Source organism: Shewanella saliphila (assembly GCF_014648295.1).
GTDB lineage: Bacteria > Pseudomonadota > Gammaproteobacteria > Enterobacterales > Shewanellaceae > Shewanella > Shewanella saliphila.
In genome coordinates, this window is the sequence record NZ_BMQV01000001.1 from 137,972 (window position 1) to 161,453 (window position 23,482).

Genomic DNA, 23,482 nt, shown 5'->3' on the forward strand with positions numbered 1-23,482 from the left:
CATTATTGTTCTGAATTGTTGGATGAAGACATATTGGCAGCAAATTGATGGCTGCTAGCTTGTCTTGATTGTTTAATCGCATTCAACCTTTGCTGTACTTTAACGCTTTGTGACATTTGTTGAATGCTCAATGGCAAACGACGTTGCCAGTTTGGAAACTCTTTCCATGTACCAGGAATATTAACCCCGTGCTTATCTGCGACTAAATCACTTAATTGCACACTGAATAATTGTGCATTGCCTCTAGCTGCTACCGACATCCACGCCAGTAATAACACCTCAAAATCAACTTGATCAATATTGTCATCAGCGACAGGATCAATCGCCTCCTGCTCAACCAATAATTGAATTAACTGTTGTTTTTCAAGCTGACGAGTATGCAAAACCTGAAGTAATCGTTCGTCGTTATCAATTAACTGCAGCTGTCGTCGTAATTTAAGATCATCACCCGTCCACCACGCTTTAATGGTGGGCACATCATGATTAGCCAGCATCATTAAACTTTGATGTTTGTAATCTTTTGGTGATTTAAAGCGGTCGTAGTCTTTGCAGAAATAAAATAGCTCATTAGAGAACACCCCTGCTTGTGCTAAGCGCGATACAATTTCTGGCGGTACAATGCCAAGATCCTCACCAATGACAACACAGCGAGCACGTTGGCTTTCAAGACACACAATCGCTAATAAGGTTTCGACTGGGTAATACACGTAACTCCCCTCGCCTAACTCGCGATTAAGTGGCCACCACCATAAACGTAATAAGCCCATGACATGATCGATGCGTAATGCACCGCAATGTTGCATATTACTGCGCACCAATTGGATAAAATGGCTAAAATCATGTTGCTTTAATTTTACTGGGTCAAATGGCGTTAACCCCCAATTTTGCCCTTGCTCAGCAAAAGGGTCTGGCGGTGCACCGATACTGGCGTTATCACAAAAAAACGATAAATTGGCACTCACTTCAGCACCATGGCTCACTGCACCTACGGCTAAATCACGTATAAGGCCAATGCTCATACCGCATTGTTTTGCGTTAAGCTGACATGCTTCTAATTGTTCACTTGCAACAAATTGCAAGTACAAATAAAAGCCTTCTTCCTGAGTGAAATATTTTGAAGCCAACTCAATCTCTTTATGAACAAACTGCATCAATGCAACTTTATCCTGTTCAACAAAATGCAAGTAAGCATGATATCTGGTGGTTTCATTCTTTACATGTTGCTGACAAAATATTTGATACAACTTTTCAAACGCTGTGTATTTGAGTAGTTGCACTTCTTCATAATTAATCAATTGCGCTTGATTTAACGCATGTTTTTTTTGTTGCCACTGTTGAGTCGAGAGCTCTTTTTGCACTGCTTTGTATTCATAAACCGCTTCGATTTGAATATACAAAGGATTTAAACGGCGGCGATCGGTAGGACTATATGGACTCGGGTTTTCTGGCTGACTGATGTCTAACGCGTGCAGTGGGTTAAGCAGAATAAAATCGGCTCCAGCATGGGCGGCATAGTCAATAAGTTCAGCGAGGTTGCCGAAATCACCCACTCCCCATTGTTGATCGCTACGCATTGCATACAATTGTGCATTTAAGCCCCAAGGCTGCTTTTGTGTTTCAGAATGCGCTGTAAGTCGTCCTTGATATGCGGTTTGTGGTGCCAGCATAATTTGACCGTATAAGGTATTTACCCGAGTAGAATCCCCAATAAACGCCAAGCTAATATGATGGTAACCTAAGTGTAAATTGGGTTTGTCTAACACTAAACGATACTGACAATAACGTTGCCCACCATAATAGTACTCACCGACGACAGCACAATCTTGGCAGTAAGCGGTCACCGTTAATGTGTCTATACCTTCACCATATATAGTGACTTTAAACGCAAAAGGATAATTGTCGGGTAATTGCACATCAATGTGTGGTTTGTCGATTTCACACCATTGAAAACGGTGTAATGGCACCAACCAAGGATCGATATCTAACTGCTCAATACGTTGAGCCATTTTATGTTCATTCAGTAAATGTGGATATTCGGACGGATCACATTGATGTTGATTGAATGATGTGGGTATTAACATCGTGGTTAATATGCCCTGCCTATCCTTAGCAGGTATGTGAACCAGTTTACCGACACAATCGATAAACTCTGCGCCAACGCCTTGCAAATACAGCAACTTCTCCAGTCCCATATTTGTCTTCCCTCGCGATTATTAACTGCATTAATTCCAGCAGTTACCATGCCAGTTAATCGTAACAATATAGCGACAGATTAATGGCAGATAAATGACAGAAACAATTTTCATCAAATCAATTGGTTAAATAAACAACCCAGGTTTTAAACAACTATTTAATACATGTGTTTTAGACCATATCATTGCACTATAACAGCGCATAACAAACAAAGGTAGTGCAATAAACAACCAGAAAAAGGATGATATTGCAATAAAAAAGCGCAGCCAATATTGGACAAGATTATGCAAGTTTCCAAAGAGTTACAGAGCATCGAAAGCTATATTTCAACACCTTATACCTGCTTATCAGGCCTTGTCTGTGAGCTTCGTCCTGTTATGATAATAAAATCAGACAATTGTCACGGGAATTAATGCCTCTTGAATAAATACGAGTTTACAATACGCTATAATTTACATCAGCTCAGTGCAGCAATTGTGTCTGCACCTACCTCGTATTTAGGCCGTCAAGCTGCCGTGTTAATCCCAATTATTGAAATCGATCAACAACTGCAATTGATATTAACGCAGCGACCACTTCATTTACGTCATCACCCTGGGCAAATTAGTTTCCCCGGTGGTAAAGCAGAGCCGACAGACGTTAATTTGATCCACACAGCTTTAAGGGAAGCCAATGAAGAAATTGGTTTATTAGCAGATAATGTGGATGTGTTAGGGATATTCCCGGCGCACAAAACCTTTACTGGCTTTGAAATCACCCCTGTAGTGGGCTTAGTTAAACAGCCCTTTGAGTTAATGATTGATCCTGGGGAAGTTGCAGATTGCTTTACCGTACCTTTGAGTTTTTTTATTGAAAAAGACAACCGGCATGAGGTGTTTCATTACCGTCATGGTAAACGATACCGTGTCCATTTTATGCCATTTGAAGACCGCTTTATTTGGGGCGTTACTGCTGCCATTATTGATTTATTATGCCGTCATGTGACTCACGAATAACCGCATAGTCGCCATCACACGACATAGCGGATATATAACCCGGCAGACAATGACACGACTAACAACAGAGGAATATTGACCCAAAAACCCATTCTAGTGGTGGTTTTAGCATAAAAATTGACCAGTAAATTTAAAAAACTCACCGCAGCGCAACACCAAATCAAATATTCCAACTTAATGGTTAAGTCCGGATCCCAATACAAACGCACAGACACACCTTTACTTAAAAAGTAACCGACGGCGCGATCTGGCCTAGCCTCACCGTAAATAATCAGAGCATAAATGGCTAAACTCCAGCCTAACAGCGACAACACGGTTAATATGACTTGCAATACGCCTAATCGAGACATGTCCTGTTCCTTGGTTAATACCACATATTTGTGCATACAAAACAAACAGTGTGTAACCGTTTTATATGCCAGTGATAAATTGAGTACTCACTATTGAGTGTCTTTTCTCATTATATCGGCTAAATCAGCGAATAAGCTTTGGCTTAACCCACTCATTTGCCAAATATTTAACCGACTTATTTAAAAGTAACACATTAATCGCATTAGAAAAGCGTTTTCAGCTTGAGAAAAGCCACCAGCAAGGTAAGATAAACCCCAAATTTATATTCATAATTCGATACGTTGGAGAATTAAGCAACAATGAGCATTACATCTGTCGCTTCTGTATTTAAAGGTGAACACGCCATCGGTTCGCAAGTCACGGTTCGTGGCTGGGTTAGAACTCGTCGTGATTCTAAAGCTGGTATCTCATTCTTGGCCGTTTATGACGGTTCATGTTTCGACCCAATTCAAGGTGTCGTGCCAAATAGCCTAGCCAATTACAATGACGATGTATTGAAATTGACTGCCGGCTGTTCTGTCGTCATGACCGGTGAAGTTGTGGCTTCTCCAGGTGCTGGCCAGGCATTTGAGCTACAAGTGAGTGAAGTGGTTGTCACCGGTTTTGTTGATGACCCAGATACCTACCCAATGTCAGCTAAGCGCCACTCTATTGAGCATTTACGTGAACTTGCCCATTTGCGCCCACGTACTAACATTATTGGTGCTGTGGCTCGCGTTCGTAACTGTTTATCACAAGCAATTCACCGCTTCTATCACCAAGAAGGTTTCATTTGGGTATCAACCCCATTGATCACCGCATCTGACTGTGAAGGTGCTGGCGAAATGTTCCGTGTATCAACATTAGACATGGAAAACCTGCCGCGCACTGACGCTGGTAAAGTGGACTACGATAAAGACTTTTTTGGTAAAGAATCGTTCTTAACGGTCTCTGGTCAGTTAAACGCTGAAACCTACGCTTGTGCATTGTCTAAAGTATATACCTTTGGCCCAACCTTCCGTGCTGAAAACTCAAACACCACGCGTCACCTTGCTGAATTCTGGATGGTTGAGCCAGAAGTGGCATTCGCGACATTAGATGATGCAGCTGAACTCGCTGAAAAAATGCTTAAATTTGCATTCAACGCCGTGCTTGAAGAACGTATGGACGATTTGAACTTCTTTAACCAACGTGTAGATAACACCGTGGTTGAGCGTTTGCAGTCGTTTGTGAGTAGCGATTTTGCTCAGGTTGATTACACTGACGCGGTTGAAATCCTGAAAAACTGTGGTAAGACTTTTGAATTCCCAGTTGAATGGGGTATCGATTTACAGTCTGAACATGAGCGTTACCTAGCAGAAGAACACTTTAAAGCACCGGTTGTTGTGAAAAACTACCCGAAAGACATTAAAGCCTTCTACATGCGTTTAAACGATGACGGTAAAACCGTTGCTGCAATGGATGTACTAGCACCGGGTATCGGTGAAATCATTGGCGGTGCGCAGCGTGAAGAGCGTTTAGATGTATTAGATGCCCGTCTAGCTGAAATGGAATTAAGCCAGGAAGATTACTGGTGGTACCGTGATCTGCGCCGTTATGGCACAGTGCCTCATTCAGGATTTGGTTTAGGGTTTGAACGTTTAGTGTCTTACGTGACTGGCGTGAACAACATCCGCGATGTTATTCCGTTCCCACGTGCACCACGTTCGGCTAACTTCTAATACGCTAATACCATAGGCAAATAGATGTTAAAACGCGCCTTGATGGCGCGTTTTTCATTATTTGATTATGCCTTGAGCAATGTAAAATCAATTTCGGGCAAAGATTCAAAACCGGGCTTAGCAAAAAGATAACCTTGCATCAGTTCGATTCCGGCATTTTTTAACCAAAGATACTCATCCATAGTTTCTATCCCTTCGGCTAAAACCGTGATATTGAGTTCTTGCATCATATTCAAGCAGTGGTTGACGATGACCTGACGAGTACTATTTAAGTCAATATTGCGGATAAGCCCCATGTCGAGTTTAATAATATCAGTTTGAAAATCTGCGAGTAAATTTAACCCAGAAAACCCAGAACCAAAATCATCGGTTGCCGTTTTAAAACCTAATGCTTGATAATAATTAACGATTCTTTTGATGTGTTCACTGTCTTCTATTTTTTCAACCTCGGTAAACTCAAACATAATCTGCTGGGTGGGAAACTGATACTGTTTAGCCGCCTCGAGCGTGGTACGAATGCACCTTTCTGGCTTATAGATAGCATTAGGTAAAAAATTAATACTCAACATTGAGGTGATGCCCAGTTTAGCCGCTAGGGCGATAGCTTTAATTCGACAAAGCTGATCAAATAGGTATCGGTTATCGTCATTCACTTGAGAAATGATAGAGTAAGCCGACTCATTATTGAGCCCGCGAACTAAGGCTTCGTAGCCAAACACCTGTCGAGTTTGGCAATTAATAATGGGCTGAAATGCCATGGTAAAGTCAAAATCGAGTTCATTGGCATCGATACATTGAATACACACCACTTTGTCGCAATTTATATCGTCGGATTTCATATTTTTTACCCGTTTATTCTCTGTGTTTTTCGCATCAATACGTCACAAGTCATTCAATTAAAGTACGTTATATAAAATGTTGTCTACTAAAATAAATTAACTGTTTAAGATAATTTGTTCGCGCAGATGTTTCACTTCATCACGCAGTGCAGCAGCTTGTTCAAACTCGAGGTTTTTGGCATGTTCGTGCATTTGTTTTTCTAGGGCATCTATTTGATGACTAAGATCGGCAACACTGGCATAAGTTGCACGTTTATCTGCCACCTCAGCATATTTACCAGATTGGTTGCGTTGGCCTTTAGCTTGTTTCACTTCACCGACATCCATTACATCAGTAATGCTCTTCACCACACCGCGTGGCACAATTCCGAGTTTAAGATTATGCTGGTGTTGTTTTTCGCGTCGACGTTCAGTTTCTCCCATGGCTTTAGCCATTGAATTTGTAATTCTGTCTGCATAAAGGATCACTTTACCGTTAACGTTACGTGCAGCGCGGCCAATTGTCTGAATAAGTGAACGTTCTGATCGTAAAAAGCCTTCTTTATCCGCGTCGAGAATACACACCAACGAGACTTCAGGTAAATCTAACCCTTCACGTAATAAGTTAATCCCAACTAATACATCAAAGTGACCTAAGCGAAGATCGCGAATAATTTCGATACGTTCAACGGTATCGATATCAGAATGCAAATAGCGTACTTTAACACCGTGTTCGTCTAGGTATTCGGTCAAATCTTCTGACATACGTTTGGTTAACGTAGTGACTAATACCCGTTCATTCACTGCTACGCGTTTATGAATCTCAGATAATAAGTCATCAACCTGAATCGCCACGGGGCGCACTTCTAATACGGGGTCAAGTAATCCGGTTGGCCGCACCACCTGCTCGGCAACTTCGCCGTCACTTTTATCAAGTTCGTACTGGCTTGGTGTCGCTGACACAAAAATGGTTTGTGGCATTAAGCGCTCGAATTCTTCGAACATTAACGGTCGATTGTCTAACGCGGATGGTAAGCGAAATCCATATTCAACTAGATTCATTTTACGGCTACGATCGCCTTTGTACATGGCACCAATTTGCGGAACGGTCACATGAGACTCGTCAATAATTAACAAACCGTCTGCAGGGAGATAATCCAATAATGTTGGCGGCCCTTCTCCGGTGCTGCGCCCTGACAAGTAACGTGAGTAGTTTTCGATACCTGAGCAATAGCCTAACTCAACCATCATTTCAACGTCGTACTGTACGCGTTCAGTGATCCGTTGTGCTTCTATCAATTTATTATTGTCGAGCAAAAATTGCCGGCGTTCACGCAACTCTTCTTTAATCTCTTCCGTTGCTGCTAAGATTTTTTCACGAGGCGTGACATAATGCGTTTTAGGGTAAATAGTGGTTCTAACGATGCGCTTATTAATTTGCCCTGTGAGTGGGTCAAATTCGCTTAAACGTTCAATCTCGTCATCAAACAATTCTATCCGAATGGCTTCACGTTCAGATTCAGCAGGAAAGATATCAATCACCTCGCCGCGCACACGGTAAGTGCCTCGCTGCAGTTCAATGTCATTACGGGTATATTGCAGCTCACTTAAGCGAATAAGTATGTCACGCTGCCCCATAAAGTCGCCTTGACGAAGGTGCAACAGCATCTTCATATACGAGTCAGGATCGCCCAGACCATAAATAGCTGACACTGAGGCAATCAGTACTACGTCTTTACGTTCTAACAGCGCTTTGGTTGCTGACAGTCGCATTTGTTCTATATGAGCATTAACAGATGCGTCTTTTTCGATAAAAGTATTAGAGGCAGGCACATAAGCTTCAGGTTGATAATAGTCATAATAAGAGACAAAGTATTCAACCGCATTGTGAGGAAAAAACTCTTTCATTTCGCCATAAAGCTGGGCAGCGAGGGTTTTATTAGGGGCCATAATTATGGTTGGCCGCCCCATTTGTTTAATCACATTGGCAATGGTGTACGTTTTACCAGATCCTGTCACACCGAGTAAGGTTTGGCTGGCAATGCCAGACTGTAAACCATCGACAAGTTGGTTAATTGCAGTGGGCTGATCGCCCGCAGGTTCAAATTTGGACTCTAAGGTAAAAACAGACTCTGACACAACGTACATCCCTTATAAATAGAACCCGACATAATATACCTAAACACGGAGTATTGGCGATATCTAATGCTCAATTTACCCCGTATAAATAAGATCATTACAGGGTCTACACTTTATTTATGACAAAATGACTAACATAATGTGAAAGTGGCAAACAAATTCATAAATCATGGAAAAACCCCCTGAAATCCGCTGAAAAACCAAGCTTGAATGCAATTTAATGCACAATCTGTCATGCAAAGTGATTACAATTTTGCTGTTGACAGAACAGTAGGAAAATAAAACAGTTGATTTTTATATCATATTGAAAGTAAATAACTTTATATATCACTAATTAAAAAGTACATTTTAAGTCCAATCCATGCTCAGCAAGGGTTAGCAGCGTATTTACAGCAGAAGTCCACATGTTTATCCACAGATTTAGTGGATAAGTCACTAAAGCCCAATACGAATGCGGGGTCGAGCACATCGCCAATTCATAAATCCGTAAGATAATGTTGATGTAATTTAATTACATTTGTAGGTAAATACGCAATGGTAAGACAATTGGATCAAGCGAGTTACTTAATTAGTTTTAGATATTATAGATTTACCTTTACACGGCAATAAGCGAGATAGATAAGGTGATGATCAAAATAGTGCATAAGTTAACCTGAGATCGGGTTAAATTAAGCGTTAAGACTTATTTATTCAGTAAAATGCACTAATTTGGACGGTATAGCGACTTTTAAGCAATGACCACCGTTCTGTCAATGGGATAAGATGCGATACTTGTTATTGTATGAAGATCGGATGGTGCTACTTACTCTGCTAGCATTAACTGACTTTGATTAACAAGCTCTGATTAACTGATTGAGCAACAACTTAACCTACACAGCCGTTAACAACTCATGCCTAAACGTTCTTGCTAATGCCTACTGTGTTAGTGCCAATCTTTAATGCATTTCTGAAATGACATTGTCGTAATGCTTTTGCACCAACGACGTTTCGGTATGTATGACAAACAAACCCTATTGATGGCTGCTTAGCAAATTCATTAACGCGGTTTATTAGTCACTCTTTTTCTATATACCCAATCAACTTGAAGATCCGTGTTTCAGAGCTTCACCGTGTTTTCAATACTAGGCGCGTTAATGCGGTAATGTAGGTACCTTATAAGTTAACGTAACAACGCTCTTGATTTAATAATCAGGGAAGCACGGTGAAACTCCCAAAGGGCAAGTTTTACACGCGTTTATGCTGCGTTATTGATTTTGGAAAGGGAATAACCATTACCCGCAATCAATGCCTTGTCTAAACGCGTGTAAATTCTTGCTGAAATCGAGCATCTTCAGGTTGTTTGGGTATAGACACATTATTATGCCATTCCACTTTATAATGGCAGTGTGAGATTTTGCTCTCGCAATGGTGTAAACAATATAAGCATCGAGTTGATCACCGTCATAGCAAGCCAATGTCACTCAACACTCTTTTGATGTGTCCATGAAATGGATATTTGAACCGACCGAGCGAATTCACATAGCGAGTAGGTAAGTGATTCATTTTATATTCATTGTTCAAAAATCGGCATAAATGCCCAAAAGTCGTGCACGATGTGTAATTGGTAACCAATTAGTCACATAATTGCGTTTTTTTTTATAACTCGAGTTGACTCAGTTACCAGAGCGTTTTACTATGCGCTCCGTTCTCAGCAATACATTGCTAAAAACGTTTCCCCAGTAGTTCAGTTGGTAGAACGCCGGACTGTTAATCCGTATGTCACTGGTTCGAGTCCAGTCTGGGGAGCCAATTTAGTCAGTAAGTGAGAATATAAGCGTAATTCCCCAATAGTTCAGTTGGTAGAACGGCGGACTGTTAATCCGTATGTCACTGGTTCGAGTCCAGTTTGGGGAGCCAACGTTTAATGTTATCGAGAATTCCCCAATAGTTCAGTTGGTAGAACGGCGGACTGTTAATCCGTATGTCACTGGTTCGAGTCCAGTTTGGGGAGCCATCGAGATAACAAATTTGAAATGCCCAATTCCCCAATAGTTCAGTTGGTAGAACGGCGGACTGTTAATCCGTATGTCACTGGTTCGAGTCCAGTTTGGGGAGCCATTTCAATATAATAGTTAATAATGATCAATTCCCCAATAGTTCAGTTGGTAGAACGGCGGACTGTTAATCCGTATGTCACTGGTTCGAGTCCAGTTTGGGGAGCCATTATTTAATCACGTTATCCCGTCCTGCTTATCTGTAACTTTCCCATTTTCGCACAATCTTAACTTACATTTTATACTTCATTGTTTGTTTTCGTTTTCTCTCATAAAAATAGTGCTTTAGGTTAATCATATATTAATCTAAAATCTGCTATGATACCTCTGTTCAAAAATAAAACACATTGATTGAATTGCGAGCATTTCAGCCATCAACATTATGCCAATCCCGAATGGGAACGCACAATGTCATGCTGAATATTTTGTTAAAGGCAGTTAATGGCGCAAGCTTCAATAACCATAAATATAAACTATCATTAACATCATAACCTTAAGCAGAACATCATCAGCAACCACTCATGCTGATAGTGAATCAAAATCAAACTGACTTATTATTGTAAACTCGTAGGGAATGGAAGTTTTATGGGCTTATCAAAATCCTTTCAGATGGTGTTGTTTATTGTTTTCGGCTTATTGATCTTCAGGATCTATAGCGTTGAAAATAGTGAAGTGCAAGAGCAAGGACAAGTTGCTCAGGAGCATTATCAGCAATATGTACAAACTTACCGACACTGGGAAGGTAGCGGTGAAGCGTTATACCAAAAAATGACTCAAGATTTTACCTTTCAGTTTTTTCAATTTATACACAATACAGACAGTAACCTTAACTACACACACGGTAGTTTAAAGCGCCCAAGCGATGATTTTCCAAGTAAAATATTTAACATCCAATTAGGCCATATTCAGACCCTTGGTGATGCTCGTTTACAAGTTCGTTTAGACACCGCAAGTGTACTCTCCTCTAGTTTTGCCGACTTAGAGCAAACTGCCATACTTTTAATTGGTGCATATCTATTGTTGATGGTGTTATTTGCCTTGTTAGTGCAATTACATCGCTCTCGTATTAAATACGCGGCAGAATACATTAACCATATCCCGGAACTGTCATTTTTAGCATTAGAGCGTTCTCGATTCCCTGGGGTGTTACGCCCATTAGGTAATGCATTAGAAGCCTGTCGTAATCAGTTAAAGCTCAGTCTCGACAGAGTACGAAAAGAAAATGAGCAGCTGACTAAAGCCGCTTACCAAGATCCTGTTAGCGGTTTTTCAACTCGACAACGTTTCACTCAACATTTAGATGCCTTAAACAAATCAGATAAACAACAATATGGTGTGCTAATGATGGTTAAGGCGGCAGAACTTGCCAGTATAAACCAATTACATGGGCGTGCAGCGGGTGATGATTATCTCGCAAAGTTAGCGACCTGCATTCGTAAATCAGTTGCAAGTTTTGGTGTTACTGAGTGCTTTAGGGTATCTAGTGGCGATTTTGCTGTATTCATCGACAATATTACCTTAAAAGAAGGCGAAAAATGTTTAGAGCAACTCAAAGTTCAACTCGATGAATATGCACAAAGCGCTCGCAGTGACTCTATTGCCCACGCCGGTATGGTGCCCTATAAAGAAGGCAGTGAACCATTGGCGTTAATGTCATTAGCTGACACCGCTGTCAGTGTCGCGCAAACCTTAGGACCTAACCGTTATTATCAACTCGAAAAACTCTCTGGTGATGAGCAACATGGCGATGACCACTGGAAACTGACCATTAATGACTTAATTAAACGCCGCAGTATTCATTTTTATCAGCAACCAATCCAACCCTGTAACAATCAAACTGATGTGTATCGCGAATTGCTCGCTCGCTTCACCAATTCAGATGGTAAGTATTTGCCTACTACAACGGTGATTGCCATGGCTGAACGCTATGGGCTTAATGTCGAATTAGACCAAATGATTGTGATTCAAACGATTGAGGTGCTGAGTAAAAATCCCAACTTAACAGGTAATATGGGGGTTAATATTAGCGCCTCATCTGCATTGCAGGATAATTTTACCAGTTGGCTTAAAGATTTATTGTCCAAGCATCGTCAAATAGCTTCCCGTTTGGTGTTTGAACTCAACGAAGCCGGCATGCAAGCGAATCTTTTATCTAGCCGGCAATTTGTCAGTCAAATGCACAAGGTCGGCGCTAAAGTCGCCATTGAACGCTTTGGTTTAGGGTTTACGTCGTTTAAGTTTTTCCGCGAAGTGCGTCCAGACTTCATTAAATTAGACAGTAGCTACAGTGATAATATTGAACAAGATAACAACAATAAGTTCTTTGTACGGATGATTGTTGATATCGCCAAGCGGATTAGTATTCGGGTTATCGCCACAGGTGTTGAAAAACAAGATGAAAAATTAACCTTAGAAAAATTATTAGTGGATGGCCTGCAGGGATATTATATTGCCAAACCTGAAACACTGGTCAAAAAACAGTAACTTTGGGGTTAATAAGACGTAAAAAACACGATTTTATTCTGAGGTTAAGCATTTTATGTTTAACCTTATTTTTTATCCGTTGTTTCTCAACGCTAAACCTTAGATAATACCCAGATCTATTGGTCAAAAAAATGTAGCAATGACAGAGTATCTTCTCTTATTAATCGGCACTGTACTGGTTAATAACTTCGTCCTAGTGAAATTCTTAGGTCTATGCCCTTTTATGGGGGTGTCGAGCAAATTAGCGTCTGCTATTGGCATGTCTATGGCAACCACCTTTGTATTAACCCTTGCATCTATTCTTAGCTATCTCACCAATGAGTTTTTGTTGCAGCCCTTTGACCTGAGCTACTTGCGCACCATGAGCTTTATTTTGGTCATTGCCGTGGTGGTTCAGTTTACTGAAATGGTCGTACAAAAAACCAGTGCATCTTTACATCGCGCTTTAGGTATTTATCTACCGTTAATCACCACTAATTGTGCAGTATTAGGCGTAGCATTATTAAACGTCAACGAAGACCATAACTTTATTCAGTCGGCCATTTACGGTTTTGGAGCTGCGGTGGGTTTTTCATTAGTATTAATTTTATTTTCGGCAATGCGTGAACGTTTAGCTGCGGCGGATGTGCCTGTCCCCTTTAAAGGCGGCGCAATCGCCATGATCACCGCCGGATTAATGTCGTTAGCATTTATGGGATTTGCGGGGCTGGTTAATTAGCATGACGAGTATTTTTATTGCCGTTGCGGTATTAAGTATATTGGCATTAGTGTTTGGGGTGATTTTAGGCTTTGCGTCTAAAAAGTTTAAAGTTGAAGGTAACCCTGTCATCGACCAAGTTGAAGCCTTATTACCACAAACTCAATGTGGCCAGTGTGGCTACCCAGGTTGTAGACCTTACGCTGAAGCGATTGCCAATGGCGATCATATCAATAAGTGCCCGCCTGGCGGCACAGCCACCATGGAAAAAATAGCTGAGTTAATGGGCGTTGAACAAGAACCGTTAAATGCCGAAGCTCAATCTAGTGTAAAAAAAGTGGCTTATATTCGTGAAGATGAATGCATTGGTTGCACTAAGTGTATTCAAGCCTGCCCTGTCGATGCCATTTTAGGCGCGGGTAAGCTAATGCATACCGTCATTGCCAAAGACTGTACTGGCTGTGACTTGTGTGTTGAACCTTGTCCTGTTGACTGTATTGATATGATCCCTGTTGAAACAACGCTGCAAAACTGGGATTGGAAATTAAATAGCATCCCAGTCAAGGTGATCCAACCAGAGCAAGAGGAACAAACGTGCTAACGTTATTAGAACAACTCGATAAAGGAACTTTGTGGCAATCTCCTGGTGGGATCCACCCTCCCCAATTAAAGACATTATCGAATCAATCAACCATTGCTCGTTTACCACTAGCACAGCGCTTTGTTGTACCCGTGCCCTTAGTTGGTGAGCAAGCCATTTTGACTGTTGCAGTGGGCGATCAGGTACTCAAAGGCCAAATGTTGACTGAAGGCACAGGCTTTATTTATTTACCTGTGCACTCACCCACCTCTGGCCGTGTAATCGCGATAGAGCAACACGCAACCAATCACCCTTCTTCATTACCGACATTAAGCTGTATCATTGAAGCCGATGGCCAAGACGCTTGGTGCGAACTGATACCGCACTCACTCGAACAATTATCCAAAAACCAAATATTAGACAAGATAAAATACGCAGGTATTGCGGGTATGGGCGGCGCGGCTTTTCCAAGCCATGTAAAACTAAACCCAGCCAGTGAAATCGATTTAGTGATTATTAATGGTGTTGAATGCGAACCTTACATCAGTTCAGATGACCGGTTAATGCGCGATTACAGTGATGAAATCTTAAAAGGAATTGGAGTAATACATCACTTACTTAATCCGCAGCGGATCATCATCGCCATTGAAGATAATAAGCCTGAAGCCGCAAAGGCCATGCAAGATGCTGTGCAACGCAGTACATTACCTACAGGAGTAGTACGGGTTACGGTTATCCCGACCAAATACCCATCAGGTGGTGAAAAGCAACTTATCCAAATTATTACCGGCAAAGAAGTGCCCAGCGGTCATATCCCTGCACAACTGGGCATAGTGGTCCACAATGTCGGCACCGCTTACGCAATTCAAGAGGCGATATATCAGGGTAAACCCTTGATTGAACGAGTTGTCACTTTAACGGGTGAACAAATTGGCCAACCTGGCAATTATTGGTTGCCTATTGGCACAACCATTACAGATGCCTTAAGCGCTGTGAACTTTAGTCAATCAAACGCTCAAAAGGTCATCGTAGGCGGCCCAATGATGGGTTACGCTCTCGCAGATTTAGATGTGCCGATATTGAAAGGGACAAACTGTTTATTAGCACCAAGCCACAATGAAATTGCCCCAGATGTTGATGAAAAAGCCTGTATCCGTTGTGGTGAATGTGCCATTGCTTGCCCTGCATTATTACTGCCACAACAGCTATTTTGGCATGCAAAAGCTGAAGAATATGACAAAGCGGCCAGCTTTAATTTAAAAGATTGCATTGAATGTGGTTGTTGCAGTTATGTCTGTCCTAGCGATATCCCCCTAGTTGAATATTATCGTGTAGCAAAGTCAGCATTAAAAATTGAAGCTGAAGAAAAACACCAAGCTGAACAAGCTAAAATTCGTTTTGAAGCGCGTTTACAGCGTTTAGAAGATGAAAAAAATGCACGGGAAGCCAAAGCTAAAGAAGCTGCAGCTAAACGTCAAGCTAGCATGAAATCAACAGATAAAGATGCCGTAGCGGCCGCCATGGCGCGCATTGCAGCGAAAAAAGCCCAAGCGACATCAGCTACTACCACACCTGAAGCACCGCAAAGTACAGTGGACCCGAAAAAGGCCGCCATTAATGCAGCCATTGAACGTGCTAAGGCCAAAAAAGCGACTCAGGCGAATACTGTGAGTCGTGATGATGAGCTCGTCACCAGTACTGCTGACGAGAATGTCGACGACAAGCAAGCTAAAATTGCCGCCGCCGTTGCACGCGCCAAAGCTAAGAAAGCCGCACAAGCAAATTCTGAATCAACGGCTCAAACACCCAACTCAGTTGAGACGACAGTCGCAGGAACTGAACCTTCAGCAGACGCAGTTGACGATAAAAAAGCCCGCGTTGCAGCAGCAGTCGCCAAAGCCAAGGCAAAAAAATTGGCTCAAGCTAATCAAACTGACGACACAGTAATTGAAGCAGAACCGACAACAGACGCAGTTGACGACAAAAAAGCCCGTGTTGCCGCAGCAGTCGCCAAAGCCAAGGCAAAAAAATTGGCTCAAGCTAATCAAACTGACGACACAGTAATTGAAGCAGAACCGACAACAGACGCAGTTGATGACAAAAAAGCCCGCGTTGCAGCAGCTGTCGCCAAGGCTAAGGCAAAAAAACTGGCTCAAGCTAATCAAACTGACGACACTGTAATTGAGGCAGCACCTTCAGTAGATGTGGTTGACGACAAAAAAGCCCGCGTTGCCGCAGCCGTCGCTAAAGCCAAGGCAAAAAAACTGGCTCAAGCTAATCAAACTGATGACACTGTAATTGAGGCAGCACCTTCAGTAGATGTGGTTGACGACAAAAAAGCCCGCGTTGCCGCAGCCGTCGCTAAAGCCAAGGCAAAAAAACTGGCTCAAGCCAGTCAGCCCGATATCGACGAAGCTGCGTCTCAACCTACAGTTGATGTCGAGTCTACTGTCAATATAAAACCAGATGTTGCATTAACTGACGCGTCTGACTCAGCAGATTTGTCTCCAGAGCAAGTCAAAAAAGCCAAAGTCGCTGCGGCAGTAGCCAAAGCAAAAGCGAAACAGCTCGCCAAACGTGCTGAGCAAGAGGAACAATAATCATGGCATTTAAAATTGCCTCATCACCCCATGTGAGCACCAGTTTACACACCAATACCGTGATGAAACGGGTCGCTTTGTGTCTTATTCCGGGTATTGCTGTGCAAAGTTATTACTTTGGTTTTGGCACACTGGTGCAAATTTTGTTAGCCGTCAGTGTGGCCTATTTAGCCGAAGCCGCGGTGATGAAACTGCGTAACAAAAACATCAAAGCCACCTTAAGCGACAACAGCGCATTAGTTACCGCTTGTTTATTAGCCGTGGCCATTCCGCCGTTGGCCCCCTGGTGGTTAATCGTTATAGGCACTTTATTTGCCATCGTTATCGTTAAACAGCTTTATGGCGGTTTAGGTAACAATGTTTTCAATCCGGCTATGGCTGCTTATGTATTACTGCTTATTTCATTTCCGGTTCAAATGACATCATGGGTTGCACCGCAAACCATTGCGATTAATCCGGCATCTATGCTCACCAGTGTGCAAACCATTTTTGAAATTAATCCATCTTTTACAGCTGAATATTTTCGTTTAGGCGTTGATGGCATCGCAATGGCAACCCCGCTTGATACGTTAAAAACCGATTTATCAATGGGCTTAACCACCACTGAAAGCCTGGCAAAACCGATTTTCACTGGCATGGGCGCTGAAGGCTGGTTTTGGGTCAACTTAGCCTATCTTGTCGGCGGTTTAGTTATGCTAAAGCTAAAGGTGATCCGTTGGCATATCAGTGTTGCAATCATTGCCAGTTTATTCCTGTGTGCCAGTTTTGGTTTTTTAGTCAGCCCAGATACCTTTGTTAGCCCGTTAATGCACCTATTCAGTGGCGGTACTATGTTAGCGGCATTTTTTATTGCCACAGATCCGGTCACAGCCGCAACGAGCCCTAGAGGCAGGTTAATATTTGGCGCCATGATAGGCGTGCTAATTTATTTAATTCGTACCTTTGGTGGCTATCCTGATGCGGTAGCCTTTGCAGTATTACTTGCCAACATGTGCGCCCCCTTTATTGATTATTATGTGCGACCACGCAGTTACGGTCATCGTACAGGAAACTAATTATGTCTATTACTGATAACCCGATGCTCAAAAATGGCTTATTACTAGGCTTGTTTGCTTTATGCTGTACGGGTTTAGTGGCGTTAGTCAACGCCCTCACTTATGACACCATTGCCATGCAACAACAAAAGCAGTTAACAGAAACGCTTACTCAGGTTATTCCTAATGAACTGCATGATAATGCCCTATTTGACCAATGTATTTTGGTGCACTCCCCTGAGTTATTAGGCAGTAAAAAAGCCTTACCAGCGTATTTAGCATACAAAAACCAGCAACCTGTAGCCATTGCCATTGAAGCGATTGCACCCGATGGGTATAACGGCGAAATTAAGCTTATTATTGGTGTTGATAATAACAGCCAGGTTTTAGGTGTACGAACGCTGTCTCATCAAGAAACCCCAGGGCTTGGGGATAAAATCGATTTACGAAAATCTGATTGGGTTACACACTTTAGTGGTCTGTTTTTTAAAGACAATACCAATTTATGGAAAGTCAAAAAAGACGGCGGTCAATTTGACCAATTTACAGGGGCAACCATTACGCCACGGGCGTATGTTAACGCCATCAGTAAGGCACTAACCTTTGTTGAGCAAAACCGCAAAGCCTTGTACCAAAGTCATGTAAAATGTGAGGGTAATCATGAGTAATTATCGCGATATTGCCACCCAAGGATTATGGAAGAACAACCCAGGCTTAGTTCAGTTACTCGGTTTATGTCCTTTATTAGCGGTGACAGCAACGGTAGCCAATGCTTTAGGGCTTGGGGTTGCAACCTTACTAGTATTAGTCGGTTCAAACATTTTAGTGTCATTAGTGCGTGATTATGTTCCCAAAGAAATCCGCATACCTGTGTTTGTGATGATCATTGCTGCACTTGTGACCTGCGTGCAATTATTGATTAATGCCTATGCTTACAATTTGTACCTTTCATTAGGGATCTTCTTGCCGCTGATTGTCACTAACTGTGTGATTATCGGCCGAGCAGAAGCCTTTGCATCGCGAAATTCATTAGCACACTCAGCCTTTGATGGGTTGATGATGGGCCTTGGATTTACGGCGGTATTGATGGTATTAGGCGCGACACGTGAACTATTAGGCCAAGGCACATTATTTGATGGCGCCGATTTATTATTAGGCGAATGGGCAAGCGTATTGACCATTCATGTATGGCAAGTCGATACTCCATTTTTACTCGCCATGCTGCCACCGGGGGCATTTATTGGCATGGGGCTATTAATTGCCTTAAAAAATGTCATCGACAGCAACATAAAAGCCAGACAACCGAAAGCGGAATCAGTTGGCGTAACCCGTGCACGGATCACCAAGGTAAGTTAATACAAATATTATGAATAAAGAAAAACGCATTCAGATCTTAACGCGATTACGAGATAACAATCCAAAGCCTGAAACTGAGTTGAATTTTTCCAGCCCATTTGAATTGTTAGTGGCAGTTACCCTATCCGCGCAAGCCACCGATGTCAGCGTAAACAAAGCCACCGATAAGTTATTTCCGGTGGCCAACACAGCCCAAGCTATTTATGACTTAGGGATAGACGGCTTAAAGCAGTATATTAAAACCATTGGTTTGTATAACAATAAAGCCATCAATGTCATTAACGCCTGTAAAATGCTGATTGATTTACACGGTGGCGAAGTCCCAGAAAACCGTGAAGCATTAGAAGCCTTACCGGGCGTTGGCCGTAAAACGGCTAATGTGGTGCTCAACACCGCTTTTGGCTGGCCCACAATTGCAGTTGATACGCATATTTTTCGTATGGCGAACCGAACTAAATTTGCCTCAGGTAAAAATGTCGACCAAGTAGAGCAAAAAATGCTAAAGGTCGTGCCTGCAGAATTTAAAGTGGATGTACATCATTGGTTTATCTTACATGGTCGCTACACGTGTTTAGCGCGTAAACCACGCTGCGGCAGCTGTATGATCGAAGATTTATGTGAGTTTAAAGAAAAAGTCTATCCTGAGGATTAGCTGAAACAATAAAGACCAAAACACCTATGATGCTTTGGTCTTTATTAAGTAATTTATTGTAGGTTAACTCATCAACTAACGTGCAATAAACTAATATTTTTTGCTACATCTAACAACATGTAGCGCTAGCAATGGAGCTTATTGTTGCTTAATACATTGCAACAAAAAATGCGCTAAAACAAATTGCGATTACAAGGGTAGTGCCTAAGGCCATTTTTAATTCTGTAGTCATTGTGCTGCCTCCATGTGGGTATGAAACAAGAATAACGCCTTTTGCTTATGAACCCAAAAAATATCATCACAAATGTGAGCTAATGCAAAAAAAATATGCATTTATAGCAGAACGTATTTGTCTGTGATGTATTCATGTGGTCGCACTAATCTTTTCATTGTCATCTGAGCTTGTTACAGTCAGGTTTATTTTAAATAAGAGAGTAAAACATGTCGCAATTACTACACACGATGATCCGCGTTGGCGATTTGGACCGCAGCATTGCTTTTTATACTGACATTATGGGTATGAAGTTACTGCGAAAATCAGAAAATACTGAATATAAGTATACCCTTGCCTTCGTGGGTTTTGGTGAAGAAACCACTGGTCAAGCCGTAATCGAATTAACCTATAACTGGGGCGTAGACAGCTACGACCTAGGCAATGGTTTTGGTCACTTAGCCATTGGCGAAGAAGACATTTACGCCCGTTGTGATGCCATTACGGCTGCAGGCGGTAAAGTCACGCGTGCACCAGGGCCAGTTGCAGGCGGTACAACAGAAATTGCTTTTGTTGAAGATCCTGATGGATATAAAATTGAATTGATCCAGAAGAAGTCAGCGACTGCTGCTCTAGGTTAATCACAACATGAATCTAAAACAAAGCCAGCTAAATGCTGGCTTTGTTATTTATTCTGAACTTAGGTTATTTATTCTGGCTTGACCAAACTAAAATGGTCATAAGCACGTTGGGTCGCGATACGCCCTCTTGGGGTGCGCTGAATAAAACCTTGTTGAATTAAAAATGGCTCAAGCACATCTTCAATAGTCTCTCTGTCTTCACCAATGGCCGCAGCAACGTTATCTAAGCCCACAGGCCCGCCCATAAACTTATCAATAATCGCTAACAAGAGTTTGCGGTCTAAGTAATCAAAGCCTTGCATATCAACGTCAAGTAAATCGAGCGCATACTCTGCTACTTTCTGGGTCACTTTACCATCGTGTTTCACTTCTGCGTAGTCGCGAACACGGCGTAATAAGCGATTGGCAATTCGTGGTGTTCCGCGTGAACGAGTGGCAATTTCTATCGCACCTTGCTCATCAATTTCTAATTCCATCACTTTGGCTGAACGCGTTACAATCGTAGTAAGGTCTTTGACGTTATAAAACTCTAATCGCAGAGGAATACCAAAACGAGCCCGCAGTGGTGAGGTTAACGCACCAGCTCTTGTGGTGGCACCCACTAAGGTAAAAGGCGGTAAGTCGAGTTTAATTGAACGTGCAGCTGGGCCTTCACCAATCATAATATCGAGCTGATAGTCTTCCATAGCAGGATAAAGGATTTCTTCAACAACTGGGCTCAAACGATGAATTTCATCAATAAAAAGGACGTCACCTTGTTCAAGGTTTGTCAGTAATGCTGCTAAATCACCTGCTTTTTCAAGTACTGGGCCTGAGGTGGATTTAATATTTACGCCCATCTCATTGGCCACAATCATCGCAAGCGTGGTTTTACCTAAACCAGGAGGACCAAAAATCAGCATATGGTCTAATGCTTCACCACGATTAATAGCGGCTTGAATAAAGACCTTTAATTGTGCACGAGTATCATCTTGGCCGGTATACTCATCCAACATTTTTGGCCGCATAGCCCGGTCAATCAATTCATCTTGACCTTGTACTTGCGGTTGGATCAGGCGATCTGCTTCAATCATTTTTACATACCTTAGTCATGATGTTCATCGAGTTATAGCATTGACTTTAACGCAGCTTTAATTAGGGTTTCTGAACTCATGCCTTCCGTAAATGCAGCTGACACAGCTTTACTCGCCTGTGCAGGCTTATAACCTAATGACAATAAAGCAGAAATAGCATCCTCTTCTGCGCTGTCAACAATCGCAGCAGGTTTATAGTTACTTTGCAGTACAAATTCTCGCTCGGAGCCCACTGATGCCTCAAGTAGGCTTTTAAGTTTGTCACGCATTTCAATGACTAAGCGCTCGGCTGTTTTCTTTCCCACACCCGGTAATTTGACCAAAGTGACAATATCATCACGTTCAACACAAGAGACAAATTCACTGGCGGTCATGCCCGATAAAATCGTTAACGCCAGTTTAGGGCCTACGCCATTGGTTTTAATTAGCAATCTAAATAAGGCGCGTTCTTGCTTGGTGATAAAGCCATATAACAACTGCGCGTCTTCACGCACCACAAAATGGGTGAACAAACTGGCATGTTGGTTGAGTTCAGGTAACTCATAAAAACTGGTCATCGGTACTTGTAACTCATAACCCACACCACTCACGTCAAGCACAATTTCAGGTGCTTGTTTTTCTATTAATGTACCACTGAGACGACCAATCATTTGTATCTTCCGTAAGTTCTGCTGTTGGCTTTGCCGCCCATAGCAATAAGGCTTTGATAAGTATGAAAATGACAAACTGCCACGCCAAGGGCATCTGCGGCGTCGGCTTGCGGCGCGGCGGGCAATTTGAGCAGTTGTTTAATCATATGCTGTACTTGTGTTTTTTGCGCTCTGCCGGTACCAACCACAGCACTTTTGATTTGGGTGGCACTGTATTCGGCTACAGGTAAGTTAGCACAGGTTGCCGCCACAATGGCTGCCCCACGGGCTTGGCCAAGTTTAAGTGCTGAGTCAGCATTTTTTGCCATAAACACACGCTCGATTGCAAATTCATTGGGTTGATACTGAGTAATAATTTCAGTTAAACCGGCATAGATTTGCTGCAAACGCTGGGGTAAATCATCGGCTGAAGTGCGAATACAACCGCTGCCTAAGTATATTTGTTGTCTACCTTGGCATTGGATCACACCATAGCCAGTAATACGCGAGCCGGGATCGACCCCTAATATGATCATAGATTATCTAATGCTTCCATGACGTCATCGGAAATGTCAGCGTTATGATATACCTCTTGTACATCATCGTGATCTTCTAAATTATCAATTAAGCGTAAGAATTTTTCAGCGGTATCAGCATCTAATTCGGCTTTAGTTGAGGCTACCATAGTGACCTCTGCGTTGACAGATTCAAGTTCACCGCTGTCAAGTGCATCTTTAACTTGGCCAAAAGCATCTGGGCTGGTAAACACATCCATTGAACCATCATCGTGGGTGACCACGTCATCGGCACCGGCCTCTAGTGCTAACTCCATTAAGGTGTCTTCGTCAGTGTCACTGTCGTATGAAATCACCCCTGATTTGGTAAAGAGGTACGCTACAGAGCCGTCGGTGCCTAAATTACCGCCCGATTTATTAAACGCATTACGTACACCTGATACAGTACGATTGCGATTATCTGTCATGGTTTCGACCATAACAGCTGTGCCACCTGGCCCGTAGCCTTCATAGATAATGGTTTCAAGTTGCTGACCATCAAGTTCACCGGCACCACGTTTAATTGCACGCTCAACGGTGTCACGAGTCATGTTATTTGATAGGGCTTTATCTATTGCTGCGCGAAGACGGGGATTGGAATCTGGATCGGATCCGCCTTCTCTTGCGGCGACGGTAAGTTCACGGATGAATTTGGTAAACAACTTACCGCGCTTGGCGTCTTGCGCCGCTTTACGGTGTTTAATATTGGCCCATTTACTGTGTCCTGCCACATTAAGCTCCT

At 42.4% G+C, this 23,482-nt stretch carries 19 protein-coding genes and 5 tRNA genes; 16 read left to right on the plus strand and 8 right to left on the minus strand.

Features of this window, described 5'->3' with window-relative positions:
* Positions 1-2 precede the first annotated feature (2 nt).
* Positions 3-2,192 carry a 4-alpha-glucanotransferase gene (gene malQ, locus IEY48_RS00555; protein WP_188916393.1) on the minus strand — a complete coding sequence of 730 codons (2,190 nt, stop codon included), beginning with the start codon at positions 2,190-2,192 and terminating at the stop codon, positions 3-5.
* Positions 2,193-2,612: 420 nt separating this feature from the next.
* Between malQ and IEY48_RS00560 the strand changes: the two genes are divergently transcribed.
* Positions 2,613-3,188 (plus strand): CoA pyrophosphatase, encoded by a 576-nt coding sequence (locus tag IEY48_RS00560; RefSeq protein ID WP_188916394.1) that lies wholly within the window; start codon positions 2,613-2,615, stop codon positions 3,186-3,188.
* 14 nt (positions 3,189-3,202) lie between these two features.
* On the opposite strand, the gene IEY48_RS00565 is transcribed toward IEY48_RS00560, so the two are convergent.
* The gene (locus IEY48_RS00565) at positions 3,203-3,538 is read right to left on the minus strand and encodes a hypothetical protein (RefSeq protein WP_188916395.1); all 336 of its coding nucleotides are present in this window, start codon (positions 3,536-3,538) and stop codon (positions 3,203-3,205) included.
* Between the two features lie 300 nt (positions 3,539-3,838).
* Between IEY48_RS00565 and asnS the strand changes: the two genes are divergently transcribed.
* Positions 3,839-5,239 (plus strand): asparagine--tRNA ligase, encoded by a 1,401-nt coding sequence (gene asnS, locus IEY48_RS00570; RefSeq protein WP_188916396.1) that lies wholly within the window; start codon positions 3,839-3,841, stop codon positions 5,237-5,239.
* A 65-nt stretch (positions 5,240-5,304) separates the two neighbouring features.
* Here asnS and IEY48_RS00575 read toward each other — a convergent pair whose 3' ends face one another.
* Both IEY48_RS00575 and uvrB read right to left on the minus strand, forming a co-directional pair.
* Positions 5,305-6,078 (minus strand): EAL domain-containing protein, encoded by a 774-nt coding sequence (locus IEY48_RS00575; RefSeq protein WP_188916397.1) that lies wholly within the window; start codon positions 6,076-6,078, stop codon positions 5,305-5,307.
* 96 nt (positions 6,079-6,174) lie between these two features.
* On the minus strand, positions 6,175-8,196 hold the full coding sequence (uvrB, locus tag IEY48_RS00580; protein ID WP_188916398.1) for an excinuclease ABC subunit UvrB: 2,022 nt from the start codon (positions 8,194-8,196) through the stop codon (positions 6,175-6,177).
* Between the two features lie 1,712 nt (positions 8,197-9,908).
* Here uvrB and IEY48_RS00585 point away from each other — a divergent pair.
* From IEY48_RS00585 to gloA, 14 genes are all read left to right on the plus strand, one after another.
* A tRNA-Asn gene (locus IEY48_RS00585) sits at positions 9,909-9,984 on the plus strand.
* 32 nt (positions 9,985-10,016) lie between these two features.
* Positions 10,017-10,092 (plus strand) — tRNA-Asn (locus IEY48_RS00590).
* Positions 10,093-10,113: 21 nt separating this feature from the next.
* Positions 10,114-10,189, plus strand: a tRNA-Asn gene (locus IEY48_RS00595).
* A gap of 28 nt (positions 10,190-10,217) precedes the next feature.
* Positions 10,218-10,293 (plus strand) — tRNA-Asn (locus tag IEY48_RS00600).
* A gap of 29 nt (positions 10,294-10,322) precedes the next feature.
* Positions 10,323-10,398 (plus strand) — tRNA-Asn (locus IEY48_RS00605).
* A 416-nt stretch (positions 10,399-10,814) separates the two neighbouring features.
* Positions 10,815-12,713 carry an EAL domain-containing protein gene (locus IEY48_RS00610; RefSeq protein ID WP_188916399.1) on the plus strand — a complete coding sequence of 633 codons (1,899 nt, stop codon included), beginning with the start codon at positions 10,815-10,817 and terminating at the stop codon, positions 12,711-12,713.
* Between the two features lie 139 nt (positions 12,714-12,852).
* On the plus strand, positions 12,853-13,431 hold the full coding sequence (rsxA, locus tag IEY48_RS00615; RefSeq protein WP_188916400.1) for an electron transport complex subunit RsxA: 579 nt from the start codon (positions 12,853-12,855) through the stop codon (positions 13,429-13,431).
* A 1-nt stretch (position 13,432) separates the two neighbouring features.
* Complete coding sequence (gene rsxB / locus IEY48_RS00620; protein WP_188916401.1) at positions 13,433-14,011, plus strand: electron transport complex subunit RsxB; 579 nt, start codon at positions 13,433-13,435, stop codon at positions 14,009-14,011.
* Entirely contained in the window at positions 14,005-16,590 is a 2,586-nt protein-coding gene (gene rsxC / locus IEY48_RS00625) for an electron transport complex subunit RsxC (RefSeq protein ID WP_188916402.1), read from the plus strand. The genes rsxB and rsxC overlap by 7 nt, the downstream gene beginning before the upstream one ends.
* 2 nt (positions 16,591-16,592) lie before the next feature.
* Positions 16,593-17,645, plus strand: coding sequence for an electron transport complex subunit RsxD (gene rsxD, locus IEY48_RS00630; protein ID WP_188916403.1), 1,053 nt, complete (start codon positions 16,593-16,595; stop codon positions 17,643-17,645).
* 2 nt (positions 17,646-17,647) lie between these two features.
* Positions 17,648-18,292, plus strand: a complete 645-nt coding sequence (gene rsxG / locus IEY48_RS00635; RefSeq protein ID WP_487250739.1) for an electron transport complex subunit RsxG — start codon at positions 17,648-17,650, stop codon at positions 18,290-18,292.
* On the plus strand, positions 18,285-18,980 hold the full coding sequence (locus IEY48_RS00640) for an electron transport complex subunit E (RefSeq protein WP_188916404.1): 696 nt from the start codon (positions 18,285-18,287) through the stop codon (positions 18,978-18,980). The genes rsxG and IEY48_RS00640 overlap by 8 nt, the downstream gene beginning before the upstream one ends.
* Positions 18,981-18,990: 10 nt before the next feature.
* Positions 18,991-19,632, plus strand: a complete 642-nt coding sequence (gene nth, locus IEY48_RS00645) for an endonuclease III (protein ID WP_188916405.1) — start codon at positions 18,991-18,993, stop codon at positions 19,630-19,632.
* A 441-nt stretch (positions 19,633-20,073) separates the two neighbouring features.
* The gene (gloA, locus tag IEY48_RS00650; protein WP_188916406.1) at positions 20,074-20,484 is read left to right on the plus strand and encodes a lactoylglutathione lyase; all 411 of its coding nucleotides are present in this window, start codon (positions 20,074-20,076) and stop codon (positions 20,482-20,484) included.
* Between the two features lie 68 nt (positions 20,485-20,552).
* Here the strand turns inward: gloA and ruvB are convergent, their stop codons facing one another.
* Genes ruvB through IEY48_RS00670 form a run of 4 tightly spaced genes read right to left on the minus strand, consistent with a single transcriptional unit; the run spans position 20,553 to position 23,471 of the window.
* Positions 20,553-21,557: a Holliday junction branch migration DNA helicase RuvB gene (ruvB, locus tag IEY48_RS00655; RefSeq protein ID WP_188916407.1), complete on the minus strand. Its 1,005-nt coding sequence runs from the start codon at positions 21,555-21,557 to the stop codon at positions 20,553-20,555.
* A gap of 32 nt (positions 21,558-21,589) precedes the next feature.
* Positions 21,590-22,207, minus strand: a complete 618-nt coding sequence (gene ruvA / locus IEY48_RS00660; protein WP_188916408.1) for a Holliday junction branch migration protein RuvA — start codon at positions 22,205-22,207, stop codon at positions 21,590-21,592.
* Positions 22,204-22,722, minus strand: a complete 519-nt coding sequence (gene ruvC / locus IEY48_RS00665) for a crossover junction endodeoxyribonuclease RuvC (RefSeq protein WP_188916409.1) — start codon at positions 22,720-22,722, stop codon at positions 22,204-22,206. The genes ruvA and ruvC overlap by 4 nt, the downstream gene beginning before the upstream one ends.
* Positions 22,719-23,471 carry a YebC/PmpR family DNA-binding transcriptional regulator gene (locus IEY48_RS00670; RefSeq protein WP_188916410.1) on the minus strand — a complete coding sequence of 251 codons (753 nt, stop codon included), beginning with the start codon at positions 23,469-23,471 and terminating at the stop codon, positions 22,719-22,721. Before IEY48_RS00670 ends, ruvC begins: the two co-directional genes overlap by 4 nt.
* Positions 23,472-23,482: the final 11 nt, after the last annotated feature.

Excerpts from the sequence above, each read along its gene's own strand:
- malQ (WP_188916393.1), bottom strand. The coding sequence starts at position 2,192 with ATGGGACTGGAGAAGTTGCTGTATTTGCAAGGCGTTGGCGCAGAGTTT.
- IEY48_RS00565 (WP_188916395.1), bottom strand. The coding sequence starts at position 3,538 with ATGTCTCGATTAGGCGTATTGCAAGTCATATTAACCGTGTTGTCGCTG.
- asnS (WP_188916396.1), top strand. The coding sequence starts at position 3,839 with ATGAGCATTACATCTGTCGCTTCTGTATTTAAAGGTGAACACGCCATC.
- IEY48_RS00575 (WP_188916397.1), bottom strand. The coding sequence starts at position 6,078 with ATGAAATCCGACGATATAAATTGCGACAAAGTGGTGTGTATTCAATGT.
- IEY48_RS00610 (WP_188916399.1), top strand. The coding sequence starts at position 10,815 with ATGGGCTTATCAAAATCCTTTCAGATGGTGTTGTTTATTGTTTTCGGC.
- rsxA (WP_188916400.1), top strand. The coding sequence starts at position 12,853 with ATGACAGAGTATCTTCTCTTATTAATCGGCACTGTACTGGTTAATAAC.
- rsxB (WP_188916401.1), top strand. The coding sequence starts at position 13,433 with ATGACGAGTATTTTTATTGCCGTTGCGGTATTAAGTATATTGGCATTA.
- rsxD (WP_188916403.1), top strand. The coding sequence starts at position 16,593 with ATGGCATTTAAAATTGCCTCATCACCCCATGTGAGCACCAGTTTACAC.
- rsxG (WP_487250739.1), top strand. The coding sequence starts at position 17,648 with ATGTCTATTACTGATAACCCGATGCTCAAAAATGGCTTATTACTAGGC.
- IEY48_RS00640 (WP_188916404.1), top strand. The coding sequence starts at position 18,285 with ATGAGTAATTATCGCGATATTGCCACCCAAGGATTATGGAAGAACAAC.
- nth (WP_188916405.1), top strand. The coding sequence starts at position 18,991 with ATGAATAAAGAAAAACGCATTCAGATCTTAACGCGATTACGAGATAAC.
- gloA (WP_188916406.1), top strand. The coding sequence starts at position 20,074 with ATGTCGCAATTACTACACACGATGATCCGCGTTGGCGATTTGGACCGC.
- ruvB (WP_188916407.1), bottom strand. The coding sequence starts at position 21,557 with ATGATTGAAGCAGATCGCCTGATCCAACCGCAAGTACAAGGTCAAGAT.
- ruvA (WP_188916408.1), bottom strand. The coding sequence starts at position 22,207 with ATGATTGGTCGTCTCAGTGGTACATTAATAGAAAAACAAGCACCTGAA.
- ruvC (WP_188916409.1), bottom strand. The coding sequence starts at position 22,722 with ATGATCATATTAGGGGTCGATCCCGGCTCGCGTATTACTGGCTATGGT.